At 46.4% G+C, this 21574-nt stretch carries 22 protein-coding genes; 17 read left to right on the forward strand and 5 right to left on the reverse strand.

Translation table 11 applies throughout. The features are described 5' to 3' along the window. Nucleotides 1-50: 50 nt before the first annotated feature. Entirely contained in the window at nucleotides 51-1487 is a 1437-nt protein-coding gene (locus tag V202x_RS06925; protein WP_145172458.1) for a DUF1501 domain-containing protein, read from the forward strand. A gap of 71 nt (nucleotides 1488-1558) precedes the next feature. Here V202x_RS06925 and V202x_RS06930 read toward each other — a convergent pair whose 3' ends face one another. After that, on the reverse strand, nucleotides 1559-2503 hold the full coding sequence (locus V202x_RS06930) for a sugar nucleotide-binding protein (protein WP_197993266.1): 945 nt from the start codon (nucleotides 2501-2503) through the stop codon (nucleotides 1559-1561). 636 nt (nucleotides 2504-3139) lie between these two features. Between V202x_RS06930 and V202x_RS06935 the strand changes: the two genes are divergently transcribed. From V202x_RS06935 to V202x_RS06980, 10 genes are all read left to right on the forward strand, one after another. Further along, entirely contained in the window at nucleotides 3140-4150 is a 1011-nt protein-coding gene (locus V202x_RS06935; RefSeq protein WP_145172462.1) for a hypothetical protein, read from the forward strand. An 84-nt stretch (nucleotides 4151-4234) separates the two neighbouring features. Next, the gene (locus tag V202x_RS06940) at nucleotides 4235-4519 is read left to right on the forward strand and encodes a hypothetical protein (protein ID WP_145172464.1); all 285 of its coding nucleotides are present in this window, start codon (nucleotides 4235-4237) and stop codon (nucleotides 4517-4519) included. 290 nt (nucleotides 4520-4809) lie between these two features. Beyond that, nucleotides 4810-5400: a peptide deformylase gene (gene def, locus V202x_RS06945; RefSeq protein ID WP_144982632.1), complete on the forward strand. Its 591-nt coding sequence runs from the start codon at nucleotides 4810-4812 to the stop codon at nucleotides 5398-5400. A 138-nt stretch (nucleotides 5401-5538) separates the two neighbouring features. Next, nucleotides 5539-6519, forward strand: coding sequence for a methionyl-tRNA formyltransferase (gene fmt / locus V202x_RS06950; protein ID WP_145172466.1), 981 nt, complete (start codon nucleotides 5539-5541; stop codon nucleotides 6517-6519). A gap of 143 nt (nucleotides 6520-6662) precedes the next feature. Then, the gene (locus tag V202x_RS06955; protein ID WP_145172468.1) at nucleotides 6663-6989 is read left to right on the forward strand and encodes a hypothetical protein; all 327 of its coding nucleotides are present in this window, start codon (nucleotides 6663-6665) and stop codon (nucleotides 6987-6989) included. A gap of 59 nt (nucleotides 6990-7048) precedes the next feature. Continuing rightward, nucleotides 7049-7921 (forward strand): DUF1570 domain-containing protein, encoded by an 873-nt coding sequence (locus V202x_RS06960; protein WP_232098892.1) that lies wholly within the window; start codon nucleotides 7049-7051, stop codon nucleotides 7919-7921. 149 nt (nucleotides 7922-8070) lie between these two features. Continuing rightward, on the forward strand, nucleotides 8071-8934 hold the full coding sequence (locus tag V202x_RS06965; protein ID WP_145172470.1) for a UbiA-like polyprenyltransferase: 864 nt from the start codon (nucleotides 8071-8073) through the stop codon (nucleotides 8932-8934). A 121-nt stretch (nucleotides 8935-9055) separates the two neighbouring features. Then, nucleotides 9056-10201 carry an aminofutalosine synthase MqnE gene (gene mqnE, locus V202x_RS06970; RefSeq protein ID WP_145172472.1) on the forward strand — a complete coding sequence of 382 codons (1146 nt, stop codon included), beginning with the start codon at nucleotides 9056-9058 and terminating at the stop codon, nucleotides 10199-10201. A gap of 33 nt (nucleotides 10202-10234) precedes the next feature. Next, nucleotides 10235-10648, forward strand: a complete 414-nt coding sequence (locus tag V202x_RS06975) for a VOC family protein (protein ID WP_144982617.1) — start codon at nucleotides 10235-10237, stop codon at nucleotides 10646-10648. Between the two features lie 280 nt (nucleotides 10649-10928). Continuing rightward, nucleotides 10929-11096 carry a hypothetical protein gene (locus V202x_RS06980; RefSeq protein ID WP_232098893.1) on the forward strand — a complete coding sequence of 56 codons (168 nt, stop codon included), beginning with the start codon at nucleotides 10929-10931 and terminating at the stop codon, nucleotides 11094-11096. Nucleotides 11097-11120: 24 nt separating this feature from the next. Here V202x_RS06980 and V202x_RS06985 read toward each other — a convergent pair whose 3' ends face one another. Beyond that, nucleotides 11121-13154 (reverse strand): hypothetical protein, encoded by a 2034-nt coding sequence (locus V202x_RS06985; RefSeq protein WP_145172474.1) that lies wholly within the window; start codon nucleotides 13152-13154, stop codon nucleotides 11121-11123. A gap of 191 nt (nucleotides 13155-13345) precedes the next feature. Beyond that, nucleotides 13346-13672 (reverse strand): thioredoxin, encoded by a 327-nt coding sequence (gene trxA, locus V202x_RS06990; RefSeq protein WP_144982607.1) that lies wholly within the window; start codon nucleotides 13670-13672, stop codon nucleotides 13346-13348. 385 nt (nucleotides 13673-14057) lie between these two features. Here trxA and V202x_RS06995 point away from each other — a divergent pair, with 385 nt between their 5' ends. Further along, the gene (locus V202x_RS06995) at nucleotides 14058-14951 is read left to right on the forward strand and encodes a hypothetical protein (RefSeq protein ID WP_145172476.1); all 894 of its coding nucleotides are present in this window, start codon (nucleotides 14058-14060) and stop codon (nucleotides 14949-14951) included. 37 nt (nucleotides 14952-14988) lie between these two features. After that, on the forward strand, nucleotides 14989-15642 hold the full coding sequence (gene purN, locus V202x_RS07000; protein WP_145172478.1) for a phosphoribosylglycinamide formyltransferase: 654 nt from the start codon (nucleotides 14989-14991) through the stop codon (nucleotides 15640-15642). A 56-nt stretch (nucleotides 15643-15698) separates the two neighbouring features. Here purN and V202x_RS07005 read toward each other — a convergent pair whose 3' ends face one another. After that, complete coding sequence (locus V202x_RS07005) at nucleotides 15699-17066, reverse strand: multicopper oxidase family protein (protein ID WP_232098894.1); 1368 nt, start codon at nucleotides 17064-17066, stop codon at nucleotides 15699-15701. Between the two features lie 56 nt (nucleotides 17067-17122). Further along, nucleotides 17123-18643, reverse strand: a complete 1521-nt coding sequence (locus tag V202x_RS07010) for a TolC family protein (RefSeq protein WP_145172480.1) — start codon at nucleotides 18641-18643, stop codon at nucleotides 17123-17125. A 507-nt stretch (nucleotides 18644-19150) separates the two neighbouring features. On the opposite strand from V202x_RS07010, the gene V202x_RS07015 reads away from it, so the two are divergent. The 4 genes from V202x_RS07015 to V202x_RS07030 all read left to right on the forward strand — a co-directional run bounded on the left by V202x_RS07015 (nucleotide 19151) and on the right by V202x_RS07030 (nucleotide 21515). After that, the gene (locus V202x_RS07015; RefSeq protein ID WP_232098895.1) at nucleotides 19151-19912 is read left to right on the forward strand and encodes a DeoR/GlpR family DNA-binding transcription regulator; all 762 of its coding nucleotides are present in this window, start codon (nucleotides 19151-19153) and stop codon (nucleotides 19910-19912) included. 57 nt (nucleotides 19913-19969) lie between these two features. Further along, the gene (pduL, locus tag V202x_RS07020) at nucleotides 19970-20674 is read left to right on the forward strand and encodes a phosphate propanoyltransferase (protein ID WP_145172482.1); all 705 of its coding nucleotides are present in this window, start codon (nucleotides 19970-19972) and stop codon (nucleotides 20672-20674) included. 136 nt (nucleotides 20675-20810) lie between these two features. Next, on the forward strand, nucleotides 20811-21107 hold the full coding sequence (locus V202x_RS07025) for a BMC domain-containing protein (protein WP_144982592.1): 297 nt from the start codon (nucleotides 20811-20813) through the stop codon (nucleotides 21105-21107). Between the two features lie 138 nt (nucleotides 21108-21245). Further along, nucleotides 21246-21515: a BMC domain-containing protein gene (locus tag V202x_RS07030; protein ID WP_145180428.1), complete on the forward strand. Its 270-nt coding sequence runs from the start codon at nucleotides 21246-21248 to the stop codon at nucleotides 21513-21515. The last annotated feature ends 59 nt before the right edge of the window (nucleotides 21516-21574 follow it).

The following is a 21574-nucleotide window of genomic DNA, read 5'->3' on the forward strand; positions in this document are numbered from 1 at the left end:
ACCGAACAGAACTGACAAGCGGCTCTCTTTTTTCAAAACAGGTAATACTTATGAATAATCATCCCGTTCATACATCACAGCACATCGCACGACGCTGGTTTCTGGAACAATGCGGAGTCGGCCTGGGTGCCATCGCAGTGAATCAACTCTTGCTGGAATCTGGTTATGCCGCCCCCAAAAATAACACCGTGGCTCAGGACCCGTTGGCTACCAAACAACCGCATCATCCTCCCAAAGCGAAAAATATCATTTTTCTGTTCATGGGTGGCGGTCCCAGTCATCTGGAACTGTTTGATAACAAACCTGTATTAGGGAAATTTGACGGAAAACTCCCTCCTGAAGATTTATTGAAGGGATATCGCGCCGCGTTTATCGATCCTAAATCAAAATTTTTAGGTCCGAAATTCAAATTTGCGAAACACGGTGAATCGGGAGCGGAACTCTCTGAACTGCTACCTCATCTGGCAGAAGTCGCCGACGACATCGCGATCATCAAAAGTATGAAAACCGATGCCTTCAATCATGCACCCGCTCAAATTCAGGCACTCACCGGTTCACAACTTTTTGGAAAACCGAGTCTGGGGGCTTGGACGCTCTATGGATTAGGAAGTGAGTCAAAAAATCTACCCGGTTTCGTTGTTTTCAGTTCCGGTAACAAAGGACCCAGCGGTGGAAATTCGTGCTGGGGCAGCGGTTTTCTCCCGACAGTTCATCAGGGGGTCATGTTCCGTGGCGGACAGGAACCCGTACTCTACTTAAAAAATCCACCAGGAGTCTCCGAGCAATTACAACGTGACTCGCTCGATACGTTAAAAGCCTTGAATCAAAATCGCTTGAATCTAGTGGGCGATCCGGAAATTGCCACACGCATCAACTCGTTTGAAATGGCGTACCGTATGCAATCCAGTGCCCCCGATGTCATGAACATCGCCCAGGAAACTAAAGAAACGCTCAAAATGTACGGCGCCGAACCTGGCAAAACCTCGTTTGCAAATAACTGTCTTCTCGCCCGCAGACTCGTTGAACGAGGTGTGCGTTGCGTGCAGTTGTTCCATGAATCCTGGGACCAGCATGGCGGTCTAGTAGGTGGTTTGAAGAATAACTGTAAAGCCACCGACCAAGGCGCAGCAGCTTTGATTAAAGATCTCAAACAACGTGGTTTATTAAAAGATACCCTCGTCATTTGGGGAGGAGAATTCGGTCGTACTCCCATGGTGCAGGGGGGAAATGACGGACGTGACCATCACCCCAATGCGTTTACCATGTGGCTGGCAGGAGGTGGCATCAAAGGGGGAACTACGATCGGACGCTCCGATGATTTCGGGTTCAACGTGATTGAAGATGAAGTTCCCGTATATGATTTACACGCCACGATTTTGCATCTTCTGGGACTGAATCCCGAACGACTCTCTTACCGCTTCCAGGGATTGGATCAGCGTTTGATTGGGGTCAATCAAGCCAAGATCGTCAAGAAAATCCTGGCTTAAAACATCGATCAGCCAATCAATAAAAAACCCTCGCTTTTAGCGAGGGTTTGATTTTGATTACCTTATGTTGCCTAAGCAGCAATTTCCTGTTCGAACTGCCTGGCTGGCTCATTATTCAAACGATTGAGAAAGCCATTATGTTGCTGGTCATAAAGTCGTTTCAAACCATCGTCAAGCATGGGCATTGAAATACTCAACTGACGACGAATTTTTTGAGTATGAAGTGACGTTTCTCCATTGGCGAAACCAGTGGGTCTTTCATTCAACACTTCAGCCCGGGGAAATGCCGGTTCCGAAAGTCCAAACGTTTTTGCGAGTCGTTGAATGAAATCTGCAGGACTGATACGTTCGCCACCTGCGACGTGAAAAATTCCTGTCAAACGTTCCTGATAAGCATGTTCGATAATTGCAGCCAGGTCGGTTGCTAATAAAGGCGTCGCATGCCGATAACAATCGTTTTGAGAAAATGTACCTGCCTCCAATGTCTGCACGATTTCTTCGATGCTACCTGTACCATGAGCAGTCGGTGACCAGCCAAACACGTTCGTTCTAATAATCAGAGTATTATCACAAAGGCTGACTTCACGTTCGATAGCACGAATTAAATCTGCCTCCTGGCTTTCACACACGCCCTGACAGTCTTCTTCGTGAAACATCCAAGGTCCCGTGAAAACGGCGTCAGATGAAATATGTGTAAAGCGTGCACAGTGCAACTCCGATGCATTCACCCAGTTACGGACTGCCAATACAGGATCGTTCGAGGTGAATTTCGCCGGATCAACAGACCAGGCAGAGTGAGCGGCAACGCCACAATAGACGACCCACTGTGGACGAATTGTTGAGAGCCAATGTTCGGCGGTCTCGACGTCATCTTCCAGATAAGTATGAGTTTCACATCCCTGGATGGAAACTGGTGTCGATGAAGTTAATCCGATAACCCGATATCGATTGGATAAACAGGTTGCGATATTTGCTCCGGCAACCGTATCAAGTCCAACAACCAGAACTGTTTCCACGCCGCGCCTCCATGCTATGACGTTGTTGTATAATATCAGTCAGTACTTTGATCTTCGCTCAATATTGAAAGAAGCTTCTTATTTTTAAGAATCGCTTCCTTTTCAAATTCTCGAAAATCATTCTCACAAACCAATCCATTTGTTTCGCGAGAGGGGGAGTATAGTTGGGATTCATGATTTTCACCAACCCCAATTTTTAAGGGAATTTGAAAATCGTAAATTGGCTCTGAAATTCCCTTTGTGAACCACAAATTTCAGATGATATTTGATCTAACTCGTATGAAATATCTCCACTGTCATTCCTTCCAAGGAGGCGAATTCCATCCGGCAAGAATCAGATTTCAGAAATATTTTTGGTAAAAAATGACCAAATCAGAAAAAAGGTTAAAGGTTTTTGTACTTTCTTATTTCATTCTTTGCATTCGTATTGACCTGACTTACAAAAAGCAATATCTTCCCGCCTCACATTAGTGATTCTTGCGCCTGTTCTATGGGCCTGTCACTCACCTCCCACACTGATTACCCATCAATTGATTCACTAGATTACCTTTCGTGTCAAGTTGCGTTGTTTCATTTCCAATGATATTGAACGATGCATCAACATTATTTGTTTCACATATAAAGACAACTTAATCCATGTCCGTTTCGCGTCATTTACCAGAATACCCTATTCTTCTTGCAGGGGTTTCCACTCCTGTTAGAGAGGGCTTGCGCGAAATGGGACTTTCGGTTATCGAACTTCAGGATGACCTGGCTCAGCTTTCAGGTTACCAGCCATCGCGGTGGAACCTGTTACTGGTAGGATCTCAGAAAACTTTCAATGAGCATGACTTGCAGATTCTCTCTCACTGCAATATTCCATTGATTGACCTTTCTGAATTTGCCAGCCCCTCTGCCACTGGTCGCCAGAAGAGTGAACTGGGTAAACAAGCCGATGTCGAAGTCGAACAGTTTCATTCCCAGTTTGTCATACAGCTCAAAGAGCGTTTACAACAGACGGGAGGCGCCTGGATCAGATTAGCCGACTATCCCTACCCTTATCAGGGTGTGATCTGCTACGGCGAATCTGCTTTAGGAAAAGAATTTCGTGAGTACTCCAATGTGATGAGCCCCTTACCGGTTCCCCTGGAGTTGTTGCACCTGAAATCAGAATACGACTGGCATGGAAAATTCGATTCTCAAATACAACGTAAATTCCGTGTGGATTTGATTAGCAGATACCGAAAAGGGTTGCCTGTATCGCTCCCTTCAGTTCCATCGCGGAAAGAACTCGACCTGTTGTTACAAAACATCAACCTGGATCGAAAGCAAATACCGCTTGTCTGGGTCACCTCCCTGGAAACGTTTTTTCGCTGGTGGAATTTACGGCGTCAGCTGGGTGTCAGCATCAGTCGAATTTCATCCGGTTGGGAAACCGTAATCTCAGGTCAGTTTCAAGGGTTTGGACCCGGTCTCCAAATTTGGAGGGGACAGCACTCCGCCACGGTCTCATTGACCGAAGGAGTCAATGAAATCCGAGATGAATCAATTGCTTTTGTTACAAATCCACAGCGGCATCCTGGTGGATTTACCGCACACTGGGCTGGTCTGAATTCCAGTCAAGTTCCTATCAACTTAAACAAATCGGCAACTTCGGTTGCTTCATAACCTATCGATACTATTCCACATCACAAATTGAAGATCAGCGATAAACTTTTTATCGCGTCATTGTTGAAGAAAAGGATTACTCTAATGAAACGTTTTGGATTTATGTTTCTGGGTCTTGCGTTAATTACCATGACGACAGGCTGTCACTGCGGATCACGTTGTGGTGGATACTATGGTCCCACAGCTCCCTTCAGTGGAGGTGGATGCTCATCTGGTAATTGTGGAACAGGCCTTGGTGCTCCTACATACGCACCACAGGGAGCTTATAACAGCTACAACACCTATCAATCGACGGCTGGTGCTCCTGTGATTCAAGGGACTGTTCCTACAACAGCCTATGCACCACTTGATCCACTTCCCATGTATTAAGCCAAATACAAAGAAGTGATTCACTGCAGTCTTGTCAACTCGGCCTGATTCAGGCCGAAGGGCAGGATCTATCAATCGTTTCCTGCCATGAGGGCAGGAAGCATTGTACAAAAAAACTGCAACAATGCATTTGTTCGCGGACATATGGATTGTATCTCGCTTTCAGCCTTGATATACAGGTAGTTATGTCATTTATCGACTCGCCTGCGCATTGCGTTCGCCGGGATAAATGAGACTTTTATGAGAACTCCCACTGTATAAATACCCTGCCAGGGGTAACATCAATAGTTATGGCTGCTCTACAAATCGTGAACTATCCCCACCCCGCTCTCCGCTGGGTTTCGAAGCCCATCAAAAGCATATCACCAGATTTACGTGATACGGTGCGAACGATGTTTGATCTGATGTATGAGGCACGGGGAATCGGCTTAGCTGCCAATCAGGTGGCACTTCCGTATCGTCTGTTTGTGATCAACCTGACATCGGACCCCAATGAAACAGAAGAAGAATTTGTATTCATTAATCCGGAAATCACAAAACGCAAAGGGACCACTGAAGGCGAAGAAGGCTGTCTAAGTCTTCCGCAGCTTTATGGAGATGTCAAACGATCGGAAGAAATCACGGTCGAAGCCTATGATCTGGATGGTCAATTGTTTGAAATCACTCTGGATGATCTGGCCGCCCGTGCTGTGCAGCATGAGCATGATCATCTGGAAGGAATTTTGTTTCCCGATCGAATGGTTGAAGCAAAGCGCGAAGAGCTGGAAGCGCAAATTGCAGATTTTGAATCTGAATTCCTGCATAAACAGCAACAAGGCGAATACCCGTCTGATGAGGAAATTCGCAAACAACTATCTCAATTGGAACTCGATCTGGGCTAAAAAAAATCAGTTAACTCCTGAAGTTTGTTCGCGCATTGTCGAAAATCAATACGAGGTTTTTCAGGAAACCTGATCGCAATTGAGTGGTTTTCAGCTTAGAAATGATTGATTGTTAGTCTAGATTGAGGAGAAATACCAGTGCCATTAAAAGTTGTGATGATGGGAACCGGGACGTTTGCCATCCCCGCATTTCAGGCGCTCATCGATTCCGATCATCAGGTTCTCGGTTTGTATACTCAGCCTGACCGCACCGGCCGTGGGCATCATCGGCACAATAATCCAATGAAAGAATTAGCACTCGAGCACGAGATTCCAGTCTTTCAACCTCCCAAAATTAACCAATCAGAATCGCTCGATGAACTACGAAATCTAAAGGCAGATGTTTTCCTGGTAGCCGCTTATGGTCAGATTCTCTCACAAAAGCTGTTGGACATCCCGAAGCAGGGGGCTTTCAATCTACATGCCTCACTCTTGCCTAAATACCGTGGGGCGGCCCCAATTTTGTATGCGATTCGGAATGGAGAAACCAAAACTGGTGTTTCCCTGTTTCGGATCGAGCGTTCTCTTGACTCCGGTCCTGTGGCTGCCATGGTCGAAACGCCAATCGGCCCCAAAGAAACCACAGGCGAAGTTCAAGAACGACTGGCGGCACTTGCTGCCCCACTCGCGATGCAAGTGCTCGATAGCATTGAGCAGGGTACGCTGGTGGAAACTCCTCAAAATCATGAAGAAGCAACGTTAGCTCCCACTCTGGATAAAGGGGAAGGTGCCATTGACTGGAATCAAAGCACCTTTCAAATCGGGTGTCATGTCAGAGCCATGCAGCCCTGGCCAAGCCCTTTCTCATTTTTACACCAATCCGGACAAGAACCATTAAGATTGCTCGTTCTGGATGTCGAAAATGTCACAACAGACGAGCTGAAATCACTTAACGTCAATCAAGGACAACAAGATTCGTCTCCCGGAACAGTCGTTTTTGCCAATACAAAACGGGTGATAATCAGATCCGGTGATGGGTTCCTGGAGCTGAAACAGGTACAGCCACAGGGGAAACGCGCCATGCAGATTGCTCAGTTCCTGTGTGGCAAAAAAATCAGTCCGGGTGACTACTTCAATTAACCAGCCCCCCCATAATGTACAAACAAATACAATCCTATCCTGAGACCACAAGTTCACTCTTGCTGCATTTCCCTGTTTCTGAGATGATCCCGCCCCTGATCTAAGACGATGGACTACTATTTAATACAAGGAACTGTGCTAAGATGCGCCGAATTATAGCGTCTCTGCTCTTCATGCTGATTGGAGCCGGAGGCATGTACGCCGCTTTTGAATATCATTTAATCCAATCGAAAGAAGGTTGGTTAGTGGTCCCCAAATCACAAGCCGGGCTCCGCGATGCTTATGTTGACATCAGAGAATGGCGTGCAGCGAACTGGAAAGAGCACCCAAGATTGGCGCAGTCATTGATTGATGACGGCAAAGGAAATCTCATCATTCAATCCGCCTCAAATGGACTGCTTGATGGGGTGTTCCAACTGCCAAACAAGAAACGTTCTGCTGAGAAAGAAGAGACTTCCGTCAAACTTTAATAAACCATAGCCCCAGGTTTTGATCCACTTACCGCTCAATAAGATAATACCCACCCACCGTGAAACCACAATCACTCACTAGTTTTGGTAACATTTCAGACACGCATTGTCTGACAGCACTCAAATCAATGGCTTTGAGTGTTTGTCTGACTTTCTGCCTGCTTCTGACTGAAGGATGTCATAGCGCGGCAAAAAATCAAACCGTCCATCTGCCGGCCCGACATAGCGTCAGTGCAGAACAATTAATTGTCTTGAGTGATTTTAAACTGGGCCAGGACCATGAACTGTTTCAGGACTTAATTCAACTGCGTGAAGATGTCGCCGAGACATTAAACATCCCGCTTAACAGCGAGCAAGTGACTGTGTATCTCTTCTCGAACGAAGAAGAATATCGCAACTATCTGGATCTCACCTACCCGGGTTTGCCTCCGCGGCGCGCCTACTTTGTCGGAACGCCGAAAGAATTAGCCGTGTACACGTTTTGGGGGGAGCGTATTCAGGAAGATTTGCGACATGAATTTACACATGGACTACTACATGCCAGCCTGAAAACAGTACCACTCTGGTTGGATGAAGGACTTGCGGAATATTTTGAAGTTGCTGGGAATACACCAGGGCAAATCAACCGCGATCATGCGTCGCGTTTAACGGCAGCACTTGATAATGGCTGGAAGCCCGATATGAAACGGCTGGAACAGCTTGAAAAAGTCTCGCAGATGCAGCGGGTAGACTATCAGGAAGCCTGGGCCTGGGTTCATTTCATGCTTAACAGTAACCCCGATGCACGCGCCACGCTACTGGACTATCTGGCAGAACTCAAAACAGACGATCAACCTGAAGTGTTAAGTGCGCGTCTTCCACGCGATATCCCTGGAGTCGATGAGCGTTTTCTGAATTATGTCGCTTCGCTCAACACTTTCCCATCGAGGTAATCTAAGAAATGTAGATTTCCCTGGCCTTGCACTCAGTTTCGCGGCCGGCTGACTTGGGAGCCGTCTCGCAATCAGCTAAGATAAACCACAGCAAATATGCATTCATAACCTTGTGTGTCTGAAGACAAACCCCATTTCTGGACTTAAAAATGTTGGCCCGACTGCGTCTACTGCTGGAATTAATTCGCTTCAGCCATACCATTTTTGCACTCCCTTTTGCACTACTCTCAGCAGTGCTGGCCTGGCGCGGACACGAAGTTCGCTGGCAGCAGTTAGTGGGAATTCTGTTATGTATGCTGTTTGCCCGCTCAGCGGCGATGGCATTTAACAGACTCGTTGATCGCGAAATCGACGCACAAAACCCGCGCACTCAAGGCCGCCACCTCCCCGCTGGGTTGATTAGTGTGCGTGCGGTATTTCTCTTTACTCTGATCACGTCGCTGGCGTTCATTGCATCGACACTCCTCTTTCTTCCGAATCGCTGGCCCCTTTATCTCTCGGTCCCCGTTCTGCTCTTCTTGCTTGGTTATTCTTATGCCAAACGATTTACCATCTGGTGTCATTACTGGCTCTCCACGGCTCTCATGCTCTCTCCGATTGCCGCATGGATTGCCGTTCGAGGCAGCCTTTCGATTGAACCACTGCTGTTGGGGGCCGTTGTATTTTTCTGGGTGGGAGGCTTTGACATCATTTACGCCTGCCAGGATGTGCAATTTGACCAGGCAAAGCGACTTTCCAGCATCCCTTCCCGATGGGGCATCAAAAAAGCACTCCGCTTTGCCATGCTCAGTCACTTCATGACCATTGTCTGCCTTTTCAGTCTGTGGTATGTAGCCAACCTGGGAATCCCTTTTTTACTGGGAATTCTTGTCGTATCCGGTCTACTGGTGTACGAGCATCTGCTTGTAAATCCGGAAGATCTGGGACGCGTCAATCTGGCATTTTTTCATGTCAATGCTCTGATCAGTATTGGTTTGTTCTTTGTGGGATTGATTGACGTCTGGCTCGCATAAGACTGTCTGAATCGTCATAATAGAAGTGCTCATAGAGAGCGATTAACAGGGTCAGCTCGCATGTTTTCGATACAGAGCTGCAAAGCAAAAGAATTACTTAAAAAAATCAACAGTCAGTCTGATGAATTTAAATCAAAACGAACAGGAACAGTTAGAAGTCATTACCCGCAAAGTAGAAGCCGGAGAACGAATCAGCTTCGATGAAGGGGTTTTTCTGGATGAGAAAGTGGATATTCTCACGCTGGGGCAACTCGCCAATCAGGTTCGCGAACGTAAGAACGGCAACTTTGCATTTTATAATACGAACATACATTTGAATCCCACAAATGTATGTGTCTATCGCTGTAAGTTCTGTGCATTCCGGTCCGATCTGAAATCACCCCGAGGTTACACGTTCACAGACGAGATGATTCGCGAGCGTGTTCAGGAAGCACGGGCTACTGGAGCCACTGAAATTCACGTCGTCGGCGGATTACATCATCAGAAAAAATTTGACTGGTATTTAAATGTGGTACGAGTGATTCGAGAAGAATATCCGGAACTGCATATCAAAGCCTGGACTCCCGTGGAAATCAACTGGTTTAGTTTTTTGACAAAAAAGCCAACACGCTGGGTTTTAGAGCAAATGATGGAAGCAGGGCTTTCCAGTATGCCCGGAGGCGGGGCTGAAATTTTCCATCCTGAAATCCGCGAACAAATTTGTGAGCACAAAGCTGATGCCGAAAGTTGGCTGAACATTCATCGCGAAGCACATAGTCTCGGTTTAAGAAGCAATGCCACGATTCTATACGGCCACTACGAGCAAGCCAGACACCGCATTGACCACTTGTGCCGCCTTAGAGACTTGCAGGATGAAACAGGAGGCTTTCAGACTTTTATTCCTTTGGCCTTCCATCCTGAAAATACAGGCATGTCAGAAATCCGAAAAGCTTCCGGCATGATGGATCTCAAAGTCGTTGCGCTGTCGCGAATCATGCTGGACAATTTTGACCACATCAAAGCCTACTGGATTATGTTAGGCGAGAAAACCGCACAAACAGCATTGAGTTTTGGAGCAGACGATCTGGACGGCACTGTTGTCCATGAACTGATTTATCACGATGCCGGCGCCAAAACACCAGAAGGCCTGACTGTAGAACAACTACACCGACTGATTGAAGAGGCCGGTCGGATTCCCGTCGAACGTGATACACTTTATCGACACGTTGTGAGGGAGGGAGCAACCTGGAGTGTGGGAGAACCCATCCTGACTTCCGCCGCTTCCTAAACCACCACTATCAATCAGGAGAAATATTGACCTATGAGTGATTCTGTCGTTTCAGATAAGGTTTGCGTTCAATCATTCGATCACATTACGCTTGTCGTAAAAGATCTGGAAGCATCCCGCCAGTTTTATGTTGACTTTTTAGGTATGGAACACGTTCCGCGACCTGCTTTCTCTTTTGAAGGACACTGGTTCCAAATTGGAAATCAGCAAATTCATTTGATTCTCGAACACGATCAGTCAGGCAAGGCAGGGCAACTTGACCCCGATCAAAACACACGCACGCACCATTTTGCATTTCAGGTCAATGATGCAAAACAAGCCTATGATAAGGCGGTCAGCCAGGGTATTCCCATTGTCTCGCCTCCCAAATCGCGGCCTGATGGAGCGACTCAAACATTCCTGAATGATCCTGATGGCCATATTATCGAACTCTGTTCGCTCTCCTGAGACTCATTCGTCAAACCGAATATTAGAGTTTTAACGGTTTTTCAGGTGTTCGTTCAGCACACAACATAAAGTTTAGAAATGACTCAGGCCAAGAATCGACTGGAAATTCCCTCGATCGGTACGGTATACTAAAACAAGGATGCAAATCAGAGTTCAATAAATCCTGTTTCAGAGAACAGAAAGAAAACAGAAGAACCGGTTGGCCTCCAGATAAATATGGTAGAGCGACAGAATAAAGTAGAGAGGAATGAAAGTCTCAATGACGGATGCACCCAAGAAAATGATCATAGGCTCAATGGCCGCCTCCGGACTAGTGGCGGTACTCGCTCTGGTTGACATGATTATTGGCATGCCCTTTCGCGGCAGTACCGTGATGGACATCATGTTCCTCATCTCTGCCGGTCTCGTATTATTTCTCTGCTGGGATGCTTGGAAAGACCTGCGTTAACTTTCCCCTGACAAGGCGGATAGCTTAATCCAACCGATCAAGCTCCGCTTCATCGTCACCTGCTTCCGTCAGTTGATCAACTGGCTCATCAAGCTTCGTTTCAGATAATTCTTCTTCGAGCAGGTCTGTCGCTTTCGTTTTCGAAAATGCGACCCCTTCTTCTAGTGTTCCTTCTATTCCTGTCAAATCGGTTAGTTGCTGTAACAAATCACGAATGATCTGTTCGGCCTGTATTTTTTCTTGAAGCCAGACTTCACGTTTCTGATCCCAGGTCGCATCTCGAATCGCCAGCTTTTCTGCTTCGAAACGCAATTGTTCGCTTCTCTGTCTGATCTGCTCATCACGTTCTGCGATCCAATCTGAAACATTCTGTCGTTCCTGACGAAATTCATCGCGGTGCCGATGAAATAACTCTTGAGAATGATCGAGTTCCTGTCGTTCTACTGACAATGATTCCCGTAATTGGCGGTAGTGCGTGGCAAGCGCCTCTCTGGCTTTTTCCAACCGTTCGCGGGCGGCATCTTCCCCTTCCGTCTGTGTTAATTGGGCCCAACCTTCTTCCAACGCCAGGCGCATTTCCAATGTTCCACGATGGGTTTCTTCCACTTCCGCTCGTAAGGTATCTAACCTCTCGCGGCGGCGTTCCAGATTTTCCGCATGGAGTGCCAGCATATCCTGTTGACGACGTAGTTCTACTTGTTGTGCTTCTCGTTCCGTTTGCCAGAGCTCGTGCTCTTCTGTCATTCTCTGTTTCTGGGTCTGCTCATAACGTTCGACCGAGCGACGAAGTTCGATGTGCAAAGCCCGCTCTTTTTCAAGGGACTGCTCACGCTGTTGCAACAAATCACGAAACCGATCAAGCTGCTTCATTCTTAAGATATGAATCCGCTCGTTCTGTTCGTGTTGCTGTTGTTGAACTTGCTGTTGGCGCTGGAAATCATGCTGATCCTGTTCAATCTGACTTCGCAAACGTAACAAATGATTTTCCTGAAACTTAATTCGGTTTTCGATTAGAGTTCGTTTTTGTTCGAAAGCATCTTCACGTGAAGCGTATTCGCGCTGCAGATCTTCACGTTGTATTTTGAGTTGGTGCTCAATTTCTTCTGAACGAATCACAAAATCTCTTTTGCGTGACTCCAGTTCCGCTTCATCAGTCTGTTTTTGTGATTGCCATTCTGCCTGTAATGTTTTCTGCTCAAGCTCAAATTTCTCTTTTCGAGAAGCTAATTCTGTTTCGACTTTTTTTATCGTCTGCTCATGAAATTCTCGCTCTTTTTTCAGGTGATCCAGTTCAGTCTGTTTCACTCCCTGCCACTCATCTCGATCCCGATCTAAATCGCTACGCTGACTGGATAGTGTTTCGAGAACCTGTTCATGAATGCGATTGCGTTCATTAATCAAATCCAGCCGATCACGCTCCAAACTTTCTCTTTGCTGCGCAAACTCCATCAGGATCTGGTCACGCATTTCTGAACGTTCCTGTTCCAGGATATCCTGAGACTCGAAGAGCTTTTCCTGTTCATGTTGCAAGGTTTTGGCCAGTTTTTCACATTCGACAGCTTTACGAATCAATTCCGTTTCTTTGTCGCGGATACTTGCTTCACGCTCGTCATATTGTTCTTCAATCTGGCTGATCCACATGCGAATCTTGCGACGCTCATTGTCGATTTCTCCTAATTGAGTATTAAGAGTCTGTTCGCGCCGATTGATTTCCACAAACTGTGATTTTAGATAGTTAGCGATGTCACCAGCTTGCGATAACAGCTCGGCCCCCGTCAGAGAAGCACCTGCTTCTTCTGCCCCTGCACTCTGTAAGTTCTGAGCGGTCGCTGCATAGGCAAAACTTTTTTCCAGTTCGGCTTGTTTCTGATCGCTGAAAAAAGAAGTCGCTTCTACCTTATCAGATTCAGCCGATGAATGGGGCTGATCCGCCCGACGTTCAACTCCGCCTGGACCAGGCAATGGAAGCGAATCTGCTTGCTCATGGCTCGTTGATTTGAACCCAGCAAAGGGAGGGGGAGACTGTGGTTTCTGGTCAGACTTGGCACCATCACTCATGCCGGGATTCCTTTCCCAAACGGCGTTTCACCCTATAACCCTATCAAGTTCAAAGTACAGAAATCCGTTTCTTATCAATCACTTTGAACAGTCGGTAACGCAAATCAGTAAAACGACAAAAAGGGCAGAAGAGGATAAAGTTACCATCCTCTCTGCCCACTATGAAATAATACCGCAGGTTTCCACTACGATTATATTTGGCTATCCAATGAAGTCGCAAATCGATCTTTGGGAGTCACACCTACGAACGTTTCAACCACTTCACCATTTTTATAAAGTTTAACAGTAGGAATCGCACTGATGTTGCTTGAAGAAGCGATGCCTGGATTTTCATCTGTATTCAGTTTTCCAACGCGAATACGACCTGAGTAATCATTGGCGATTTCTTCAATGGTTGGCATCATCATCTTGCAAGGACCACACCAAGGCGCCCAGAAATCTACTAATACAGGTTCAGATGCTTCCAAAACTTCAGACTGGAAGTTTGCATCAGTAAATTCCAATACATTTTCAGCCATTACTGGTTGTCTCCATTACAATTGAATTCGATTAATATTTAAACTTGAAGTAGAGAAATATACTTCGAGTGCCCAGATTTTGACATCGTCTCTAAATGGGGAGATCGCTCTAACCCCAAAGAAATACAAGAAAAACTTGGATTTACTTCGTCCTGTATTTCAAGAGAATTATAGAGATCCTCTATTTTGTGTCAATGCTCTCTCAGAAGATGTAATCGACAAAAGTTCTTATCAAATAAGGGATTGCGCCACGAAGATTGACTCAAGCCCGATTTTTTTTAAGCTCGACAAATCATTACACTTCCGACAAAATAGAGTGATCTGTCAATTGTCATAATTGATTTCTATAAAACAACTTAATGAATCAAAAGTAAGAGGGTGAATCATGCAGTCTTATCTCAAAATCCTGATTTTGACCGGACTTGTTGGAACGTTCCCCCCCTTATTTGTGATTGCTCAAGAAACAGCCACGGATCCATTTAAGCCGTTCCCGGATCAACTCGCCCCTTCTTTGTTTAACGAAGTTCAGGATCGTGACTTTCGAGGCATCATTCCCGAAGAAAAAGCATTGTATTACTACGTGCTTAAGCATCTGCGCGAAACCAGTTTGAAAGATCAAAAACTGGCTGCAGAATTTAATCTACAACAAAGACGGGCAGAACTGAAAACCTTTCAAGAACATCCTGAACTCACACTGCCACTATTTCGAGATATCTTCAAAAACAGCAGTCGTTATAAAGGCAGATTGGTCACTCTGAAGGGCCGGGTTCGTAAATTGATGCATTATCCGGCAGAAAAAAATGAGTATGGTATTCAGACGCTTTATGAAGCCTGGCTGTTTACCGACGACTCCCAACAGAATCCGACAGTAGTGGTTTGCACAGAAGTACCAGAGGCATTACAAAATGGTCTGCCAGCAGGCACTGATGTAATCGATAATGTAACGGTGACTGGCTACCTCTTTAAAATGTATGCCTATAATGCACAAGACACGACGCGAGTCGCTCCCTTAATTTTAGCAAGGCAACTAGAATGGTCTCCTGCAATCACCGATGAAAAAGGGAGCCAGGCGTTTTTGCAACTCATGGCTGGTGCTTTTATCATCCTCATAGCGGGAGTTGCGATTGTGATGTGGAAAACAATGCAAAAAGATAAGCAGTTCAAAGAAAAACGTTTACAGGCAAATCAGGACCAGGTTAGTTTTGACCGGCTTGAATCACAATCGGAACCTTCAAAAGCAGAATCAAATCCGGAATCAAAGTCCGATCATCAAAGTTAAAATGAATCTTACTATTTAAGAGTATTGTATCACAAACATGAACGCGGATCGCACTCTGTCTCCCATCCTGAATCGCCCCTTGAAACTGGTAGTATTAATTTCCGGTGGTGGAACAACCCTGACCAATTTTCTCGAAAAAGAGGCTGCTGGCGAACTCAAAATTGAAATTCCTTTAGTCATTGCCAGTCGTCCCGACTGTGGTGGCGTTGACAAAGCGAAAGCCGCGGGTCTTCGCTGTGAAGTGATCTGTCGACGTGACTACAAAAACATTCATGATTTTAGCGAAGCAATTTTTGATCTTTGTCGCAGTGCAGAAGTTGATCTGGTCACACTCGCTGGCTGGCTGGCTCTGATTCATATTCCCGATGATTTCCAATACAAAGTTATGAATATTCACCCGGCACTCATTCCCGCATTTTGCGGTAAGGGTTATTACGGCCATAAAGTTCATGAAGCTGTCGTCGAACGCGGAGTCAAAGTCAGTGGTTGCACCGTTCACTTTGCCGATAACGAATACGATCATGGTCCCATCATCGGCCAGTCAGCGGTTCCCGTCAAAGGCACTGACACACCAGACCAGGTAGCAGCCAATGTGTTCCAGTCTGAATGTGAACTCTACCCCCGCATGATTCGACTCTTCGCTGCCGGGAAAATCAAAATTGTTGAGCGGCGTGTTGTCATCGAAGAGTAAGTCAACCACATGTGATCTGATTGCTCCCACAACAATTCAGGTTCAACAAGATCCTCTCAAATCGACTGACTTCCCGGTGGTGGATTAAGTGGTGAACTCGAATTCGGAGGAACCGGATCATTGGTCAGCATGACTTTATCGTACAATTCAGGCGGGAGAACGCGAAGCACTGTGAAGAGCCCTTTGACACCATGAAACCAACCCTCGCGCATCCCCTGTGTTTCGCGGCGACTTGTTAGTTTATGCAAGTCTTCCTTCGTCCACTTCGCGCTGGACATCATCTGTGGATATCCGGGAACATCAAAACCGGGATCATTTTTCTTTTTACGAATGATTGGACCTACCTGGGAAACCATGTGGTTCATCATATGGTGGAACATGTGACAATGTAGTACCCAGTCGCCCGGATTGTTGGCGATGAATTCCACATCCCGTGACTGTGCCACACCAAGGATGACAGTATTGCCGGGCACCCAGGCCGAATCAGGTATGCGGCCGCCCTCTGTTCCTGTCACCCAGTAAGTGTGGCCGTGCAGGTGCATCGGATGCTGGTGTAACGTGCTAAAGTTCATAAATCGAATACGCACACGTTCCCCTAACTTGCATACTAGAGGTGTTGTATAAGGTCCGCACCGCCCGTTGATCGTGACAAAGTTCCAGTCCATCGACTGAGTGTCGGGAATCTCTGCGTTAGGCAACATAGAGAATTGTTGGGTGACCAGTACAAAATCACGGTCCACCACTGGTTCGTAGGCAACCTTGGGATGAATGACGAAAGGAACAACCATGCCAATGGCTTCCTGCATCGCGACATGGGGATGTAAAAAGCAGCTGCCCTCCTGGTGCACGTCATATTCATACACAAATGTTTGACCGGGCTTGACTAAATTTTGCGTCACCGCCGGAATGCCATCCATATAAACCGGTAATTCGAGGCCATGCGAATGCAGCGTGGTTGGTTCCGGCAAATCGTTGCGAAATACAATTCGCACTCGCTCGCCTTGGTACAATTCCAATACAGGCCCTGGAAATTGACCATTATATCCATAGGCATCCATCCAGATACCAGGTAACAATTCGCGACGCACAGGAGTTGCCTGCAGGTGAAACTCCCTAACACCATTTACGATTTTACCACTCTGCTTTTCCAAGTCAGGTGCAGTGACTCTGACAGGCGGGAGCCCTGATTTTCGAAGCCCGGGTACCAGCTTGCCACGATCAGTCGGACTACCAACTGGGCCACCTCGACCGGGGTGCGTACGAGGAAATTCTCCACCTTGACCATTGTATTCATCAGAATGAGAGACCCCTTCAGGCTGTTGCCCCATGACCGAACCCGCGGCGAATAGTCCAGCTGTGGCTGCCGCTCCTTGCACAAGAAAGTCTCTGCGATCTTTGGGAGTGCCCATAAGAAGGCCTTTCATCAAATAACGAATCGTTGTGTTGTTGAGAGTTTGATTCTTGTTAATAAAATTTATGGTTACCGTGGCTTGGGAACGGAGTTGATATGACCACCGCTCAGCGGTGCTGGAGGTTCGGTTAACCCACCCGTCAATAACATCCCGCGAATAGAGATATCCGTTTCACGGTACGCTAACAATGCGTCAATGTACTGAGCCTGCAAATCAAGATAGTTTTTTTGTGCCATGAGCACTTGGGGCCAGGTAGCTCGCCGCATGATGTAACTTTTGTGCAACAGTTCATAAACCTGTTTGGCCTTCGGCAACATCTCACTCTGGTAAGCCTGAATGTGTTGCCAGTTGGTCTGATAATTTCGATATTGATCAGCAAGCTTGACACTCAAAGTTAACTCCAGCCGCTTCACGTCAGCCCTTGATCGGTTGAGATCGGCCATTGCCTGGTCAATAGTACCACTGTTATCGTCGAAAATGGGAAGAGGAACACCGGCAGTCACCCCCGCGACAGAATTATCCGTTTCAAAATTGTGACCAAAATCCACATTGACCAGAATATTGGGAATCGGCTGAACCCGTTCTCGCTCCACCGTGATCTCGTCATGGCAAACTTTTTCCCAAGCTGCCACCAATTCAGGACTATTTTGCAAAAGATGATGAAACGCTGATTCCCAATCTAACTTTTCTTCAGTTGGTTCAAGAGTACCATGTAACGTGGTACGAGATAATTCAGGCGTGCCTACCATCGCAACCAGATTTCGCCACGCTTGCTCAAGATCATTCTCGGCCGTTTGCAAGTTCAGTTGATTCTGTCGCAAGTTGATTTCTGATTGCAGAAGACCCGGCGTATTTGTTTGTCCGAGATTCAGCATCTCTTTATGAGTTTGGACATTATCTTTTGCATTCGCAACCAGTTGCTTTTGAACTTCCACAAGCTGCTGTGCCGCCAGTGTCTTGTAGAAATGCATGCGAACGTCGTTCAACACGCGATCATATTGAGCAGACCGATTCGTTTCTGCAATCCGTGCTGCCTGCGACCATTTCGCACGACTCAGTTGCAATTTACCGCCCGTCACAAACTCTTGTGAAACGTAACCACCCTGTAATTCGCCAGCAGTGCCTGCAATACCAATTTGATCACTGGCATATCCCACTACGGGATTCGGATAGAGACCTGCCTGGTAAGCAGAACCAGAGGCTGCATCAACCTGTGCCATCGCCTGGACTAAAGTAGGATTGTTGGACAACGCCATTTCTTCCAGCGTTTCTAACGTCAACCCCATAGATTGTTCGTTGTCAACTTCATCAGGCGCAGGCAGAAGGAGGGATTCTGATGGCTCAATAGGCGTGGCAAGCTGTTGATCATGGGCTACCTGCCGTGTCATTGACTGGGAAACGTTTTTAGCAGGCTCTGAGAAAGTATCATCGTCTAGCGCGAGAACATAGGGAGGCTCTTCTAGCTCTGAAGCGCGGCTCACACCCGGTTTCGCGCTCTTCAGTTTTGAGAGATGACGCTCCGGTCCAGTGGCACAACCACTCACCATAACCATTGCAATTGATACGGCAATTTGAATAGCTCGTTTCACCGTGATCCTCCCTGACAGTTATTCAACGCACAGTCCTTGTGCGCAGCCCTAACAACTTAGATCGACATCAACGGACTCGGATGTGTCATCGTTTCATTCGAATCTACTCAGCAGAGATGATTTGAACACGCAAAATCGGTCAAATAAGGACAACCGTTACACTCGAATAAGAAGGCTCTTTCATATGTAAACGTTGAAAGCTGAAACGGCACTTGATCTTAGCCAGTTTTTAAATCGTTCCTGAAACGAACAACAGGAGCGAAAGCAAAACGAAACTGGGACTTTGAACAGAGTTCAAAACAGGTTGTTTTGCGAAACTTTACTGAATTCCGGTTCAAAATGAATATTTGCTTTAGGAAAGATGAAGTCTTTAGGAAAATTCAAAACAACTGACAGATAATGATTGATTTTGAAAGAATTTGATGTTATTTTGCAAATAATGATTGAAATGAAGCACTTTGGAAGGCATATTCTTTAGGGAATTATATCGTCTCAGGAGGAGTTTGCATGTCAATGTTGCTTGACGAAAGACGGGAAAGCATCCTAAAGATTGTTGAAAACAAGGGTTTTGTGTCCCTTGTGGATTTGATGGATTCTGTGGGTGCTTCTGAATCGACCATTCGAAGGGATTTGGAGTATCTTGACGGAATCGGTCAGATTCGACGGACCCGAGGTGGGGCCGCTTACAGTGGAGAATCATTAGCTACTTTTGAAGATCGGTCTTTTATGTCTTCTGGGCAAAAAAGGCTAATTGCACAAACTGTGGCCAACATGATCTCTCCCGGAGAAGCAGTGCTTATGGATGGAGGCACAACCACTTTGGAAGTGGCCCGCCAACTGGCGGGAAAACAACTACAGGTCGTTACGAATTCACTGCCGATTGCCAACTTGTTGGTCAATCAACCCAATATCGATTTGATGTTAATCGGAGGATTTCTGTTCCCCAAAACAGGCGTCGCACTAGGCAAGACAGCAGTAGAGTCACTCAAGAGTGTCAATGTTCGACGTTTGATTATCAGTGTAGGCGGTATTACAGAAGATGGACTTTACAACAGCAACATGCTCTTAGTGGAAACCGAACAACAAATGTTTGCAGCGGCAGAAGAAGTCATTGTTGTCACAGACAGTACCAAATTTGGTCATTCAGCACTGGCCCATTTATGCCCTCTCAGTGCAGTGGATCACATCGTTGTCGATGATGGTATTTCAGAGAAATGGAAGTCAGTCATCCAGGATGCAGGGATCGAGTTAACGGTCGTTGAAACATAAAACACTCCATACAAAAACAGATAACTTATCCAATTCAAGAAATTGAGACCCGATATTATGACACAACTTACAAACTCCATATCACGTTCCCAGATTGAGCAACTGGTTCGTCAGGCCTTAGGACAGCAACTTGGAAGTGCAGCATCGCCTTCTTCTGCACCTAACCCCCTAGTAGTGAATATTTCCGCTCGACACATACATCTTTCACAAGAACACCTCGAAGTACTGTTTGGCAAAGGTGCTCAGTTAGAAATACAAAAAGACCTCTACCAGGAAGGCTACTTCGCCGCCACGCAGACCGTCGCCATCGTGGGTCCACGACGTCGCATGATTCCCAATGTTCGGGTCTTGGGCCCTTGCCGTGGTGATACCCAAGTGGAACTGGCCTTTACCGACACGATTTCGCTTGGCCTGGAAGTCCCCATTCGCATCAGTGGAGACCTGGAAAACACGCCTGGTTGTGTATTGATGGGTCCTAAAGGAGTCGTCGAACTGGATAAAGGTGTCATCCGTGCGGCTCGCCACGTACATATGTCGCCCGCAGATTGTGCTCATTATGGTTGTGCCAACGGCGACAAATTGCACCTGAGGATCGAATCAAATGGCTGTACGACAGTTCTGGAAGACGTCGTCGTACGCGAAAACCCGGAAGTGAAACTCGAAGTACACATTGATACTGATGAAGGGAACGCCGTTGATCTGGATCACGCCACTTCAGTCAAACTGTTTGTTCCTGAAGGCTGTAAATGCAAACACAGCTAATTTTGAAATGAGAAGTAAATTCCTCTGACGATAAAGTTAGAAGAATCTCTTTAATATTGTTGAAGAACCGACTTTGGTTCTGATTTAAATGACGAACTGTTTTTTTCTTAACTATCTCTAAAAGGAGAACTGACTCATGGCGAAAGCAATGGAAGCCCTGGGAATGGTGGAAACAAAAGGGCTCATCAGCCTGATTGAAGCCGCCGATGCAATGTTGAAATCTGCCAACGTACAAATGGTTGGCTGGGAAAAAGTGGGTAGTGGACTGGTCACTGCATTTGTTGTCGGTGATGTCGCTGCTGTCAAAGCTGCCGTCGATGCCGGTGCTGCTTCTGCTAGCAAAGTAGGCGAAGTTGTCAGCGTTCAAGTGATTCCACGTCCTCACGAAGAACTTGCCAGCATTCTGCCAAATAAAACTGCTGCCAAGAAATAACATAACGGGTTACCAACATTGACGGCTGAAACTCCTGAATCCGATCGTATCGATGATGAGAACCAGTTGACATTCAACTGGTACGAGTCAACAGGTCCTTCAGCCAAACCCATCACAACTAAATATAAAGAGGACAAAATGAGTTCTGAAGCCATTGGTCTTATTGAAACAAAAGGATTGGTTGCTCAAATTGAAGCATCCGATGCCATGCTGAAAGCTGCCAACGTGACTCTGGTTGACCAGGTTCAAATTGGTGGTGCTTATGTGACAACAGTCATCCAAGGAGATATCGGATCGGTTCGTGCTGCGGTTGACGCTGGTGCTGCCTCTGCTTCTCAAGTAGGAGAACTGGTTGGCGCCCACGTGATAGCACGTCCTGCCGAAAGTTTATTGTCACACTTTATTTAATCAAACGTACTGTTGGTTCTTCCCGGGATTCATAAATTGTGATGAGCGGGGAACAGGAT

Origin of the sequence: Gimesia aquarii (genome assembly GCF_007748175.1) — a bacterium.
Classification (GTDB): domain Bacteria; phylum Planctomycetota; class Planctomycetia; order Planctomycetales; family Planctomycetaceae; genus Gimesia; species Gimesia aquarii_A.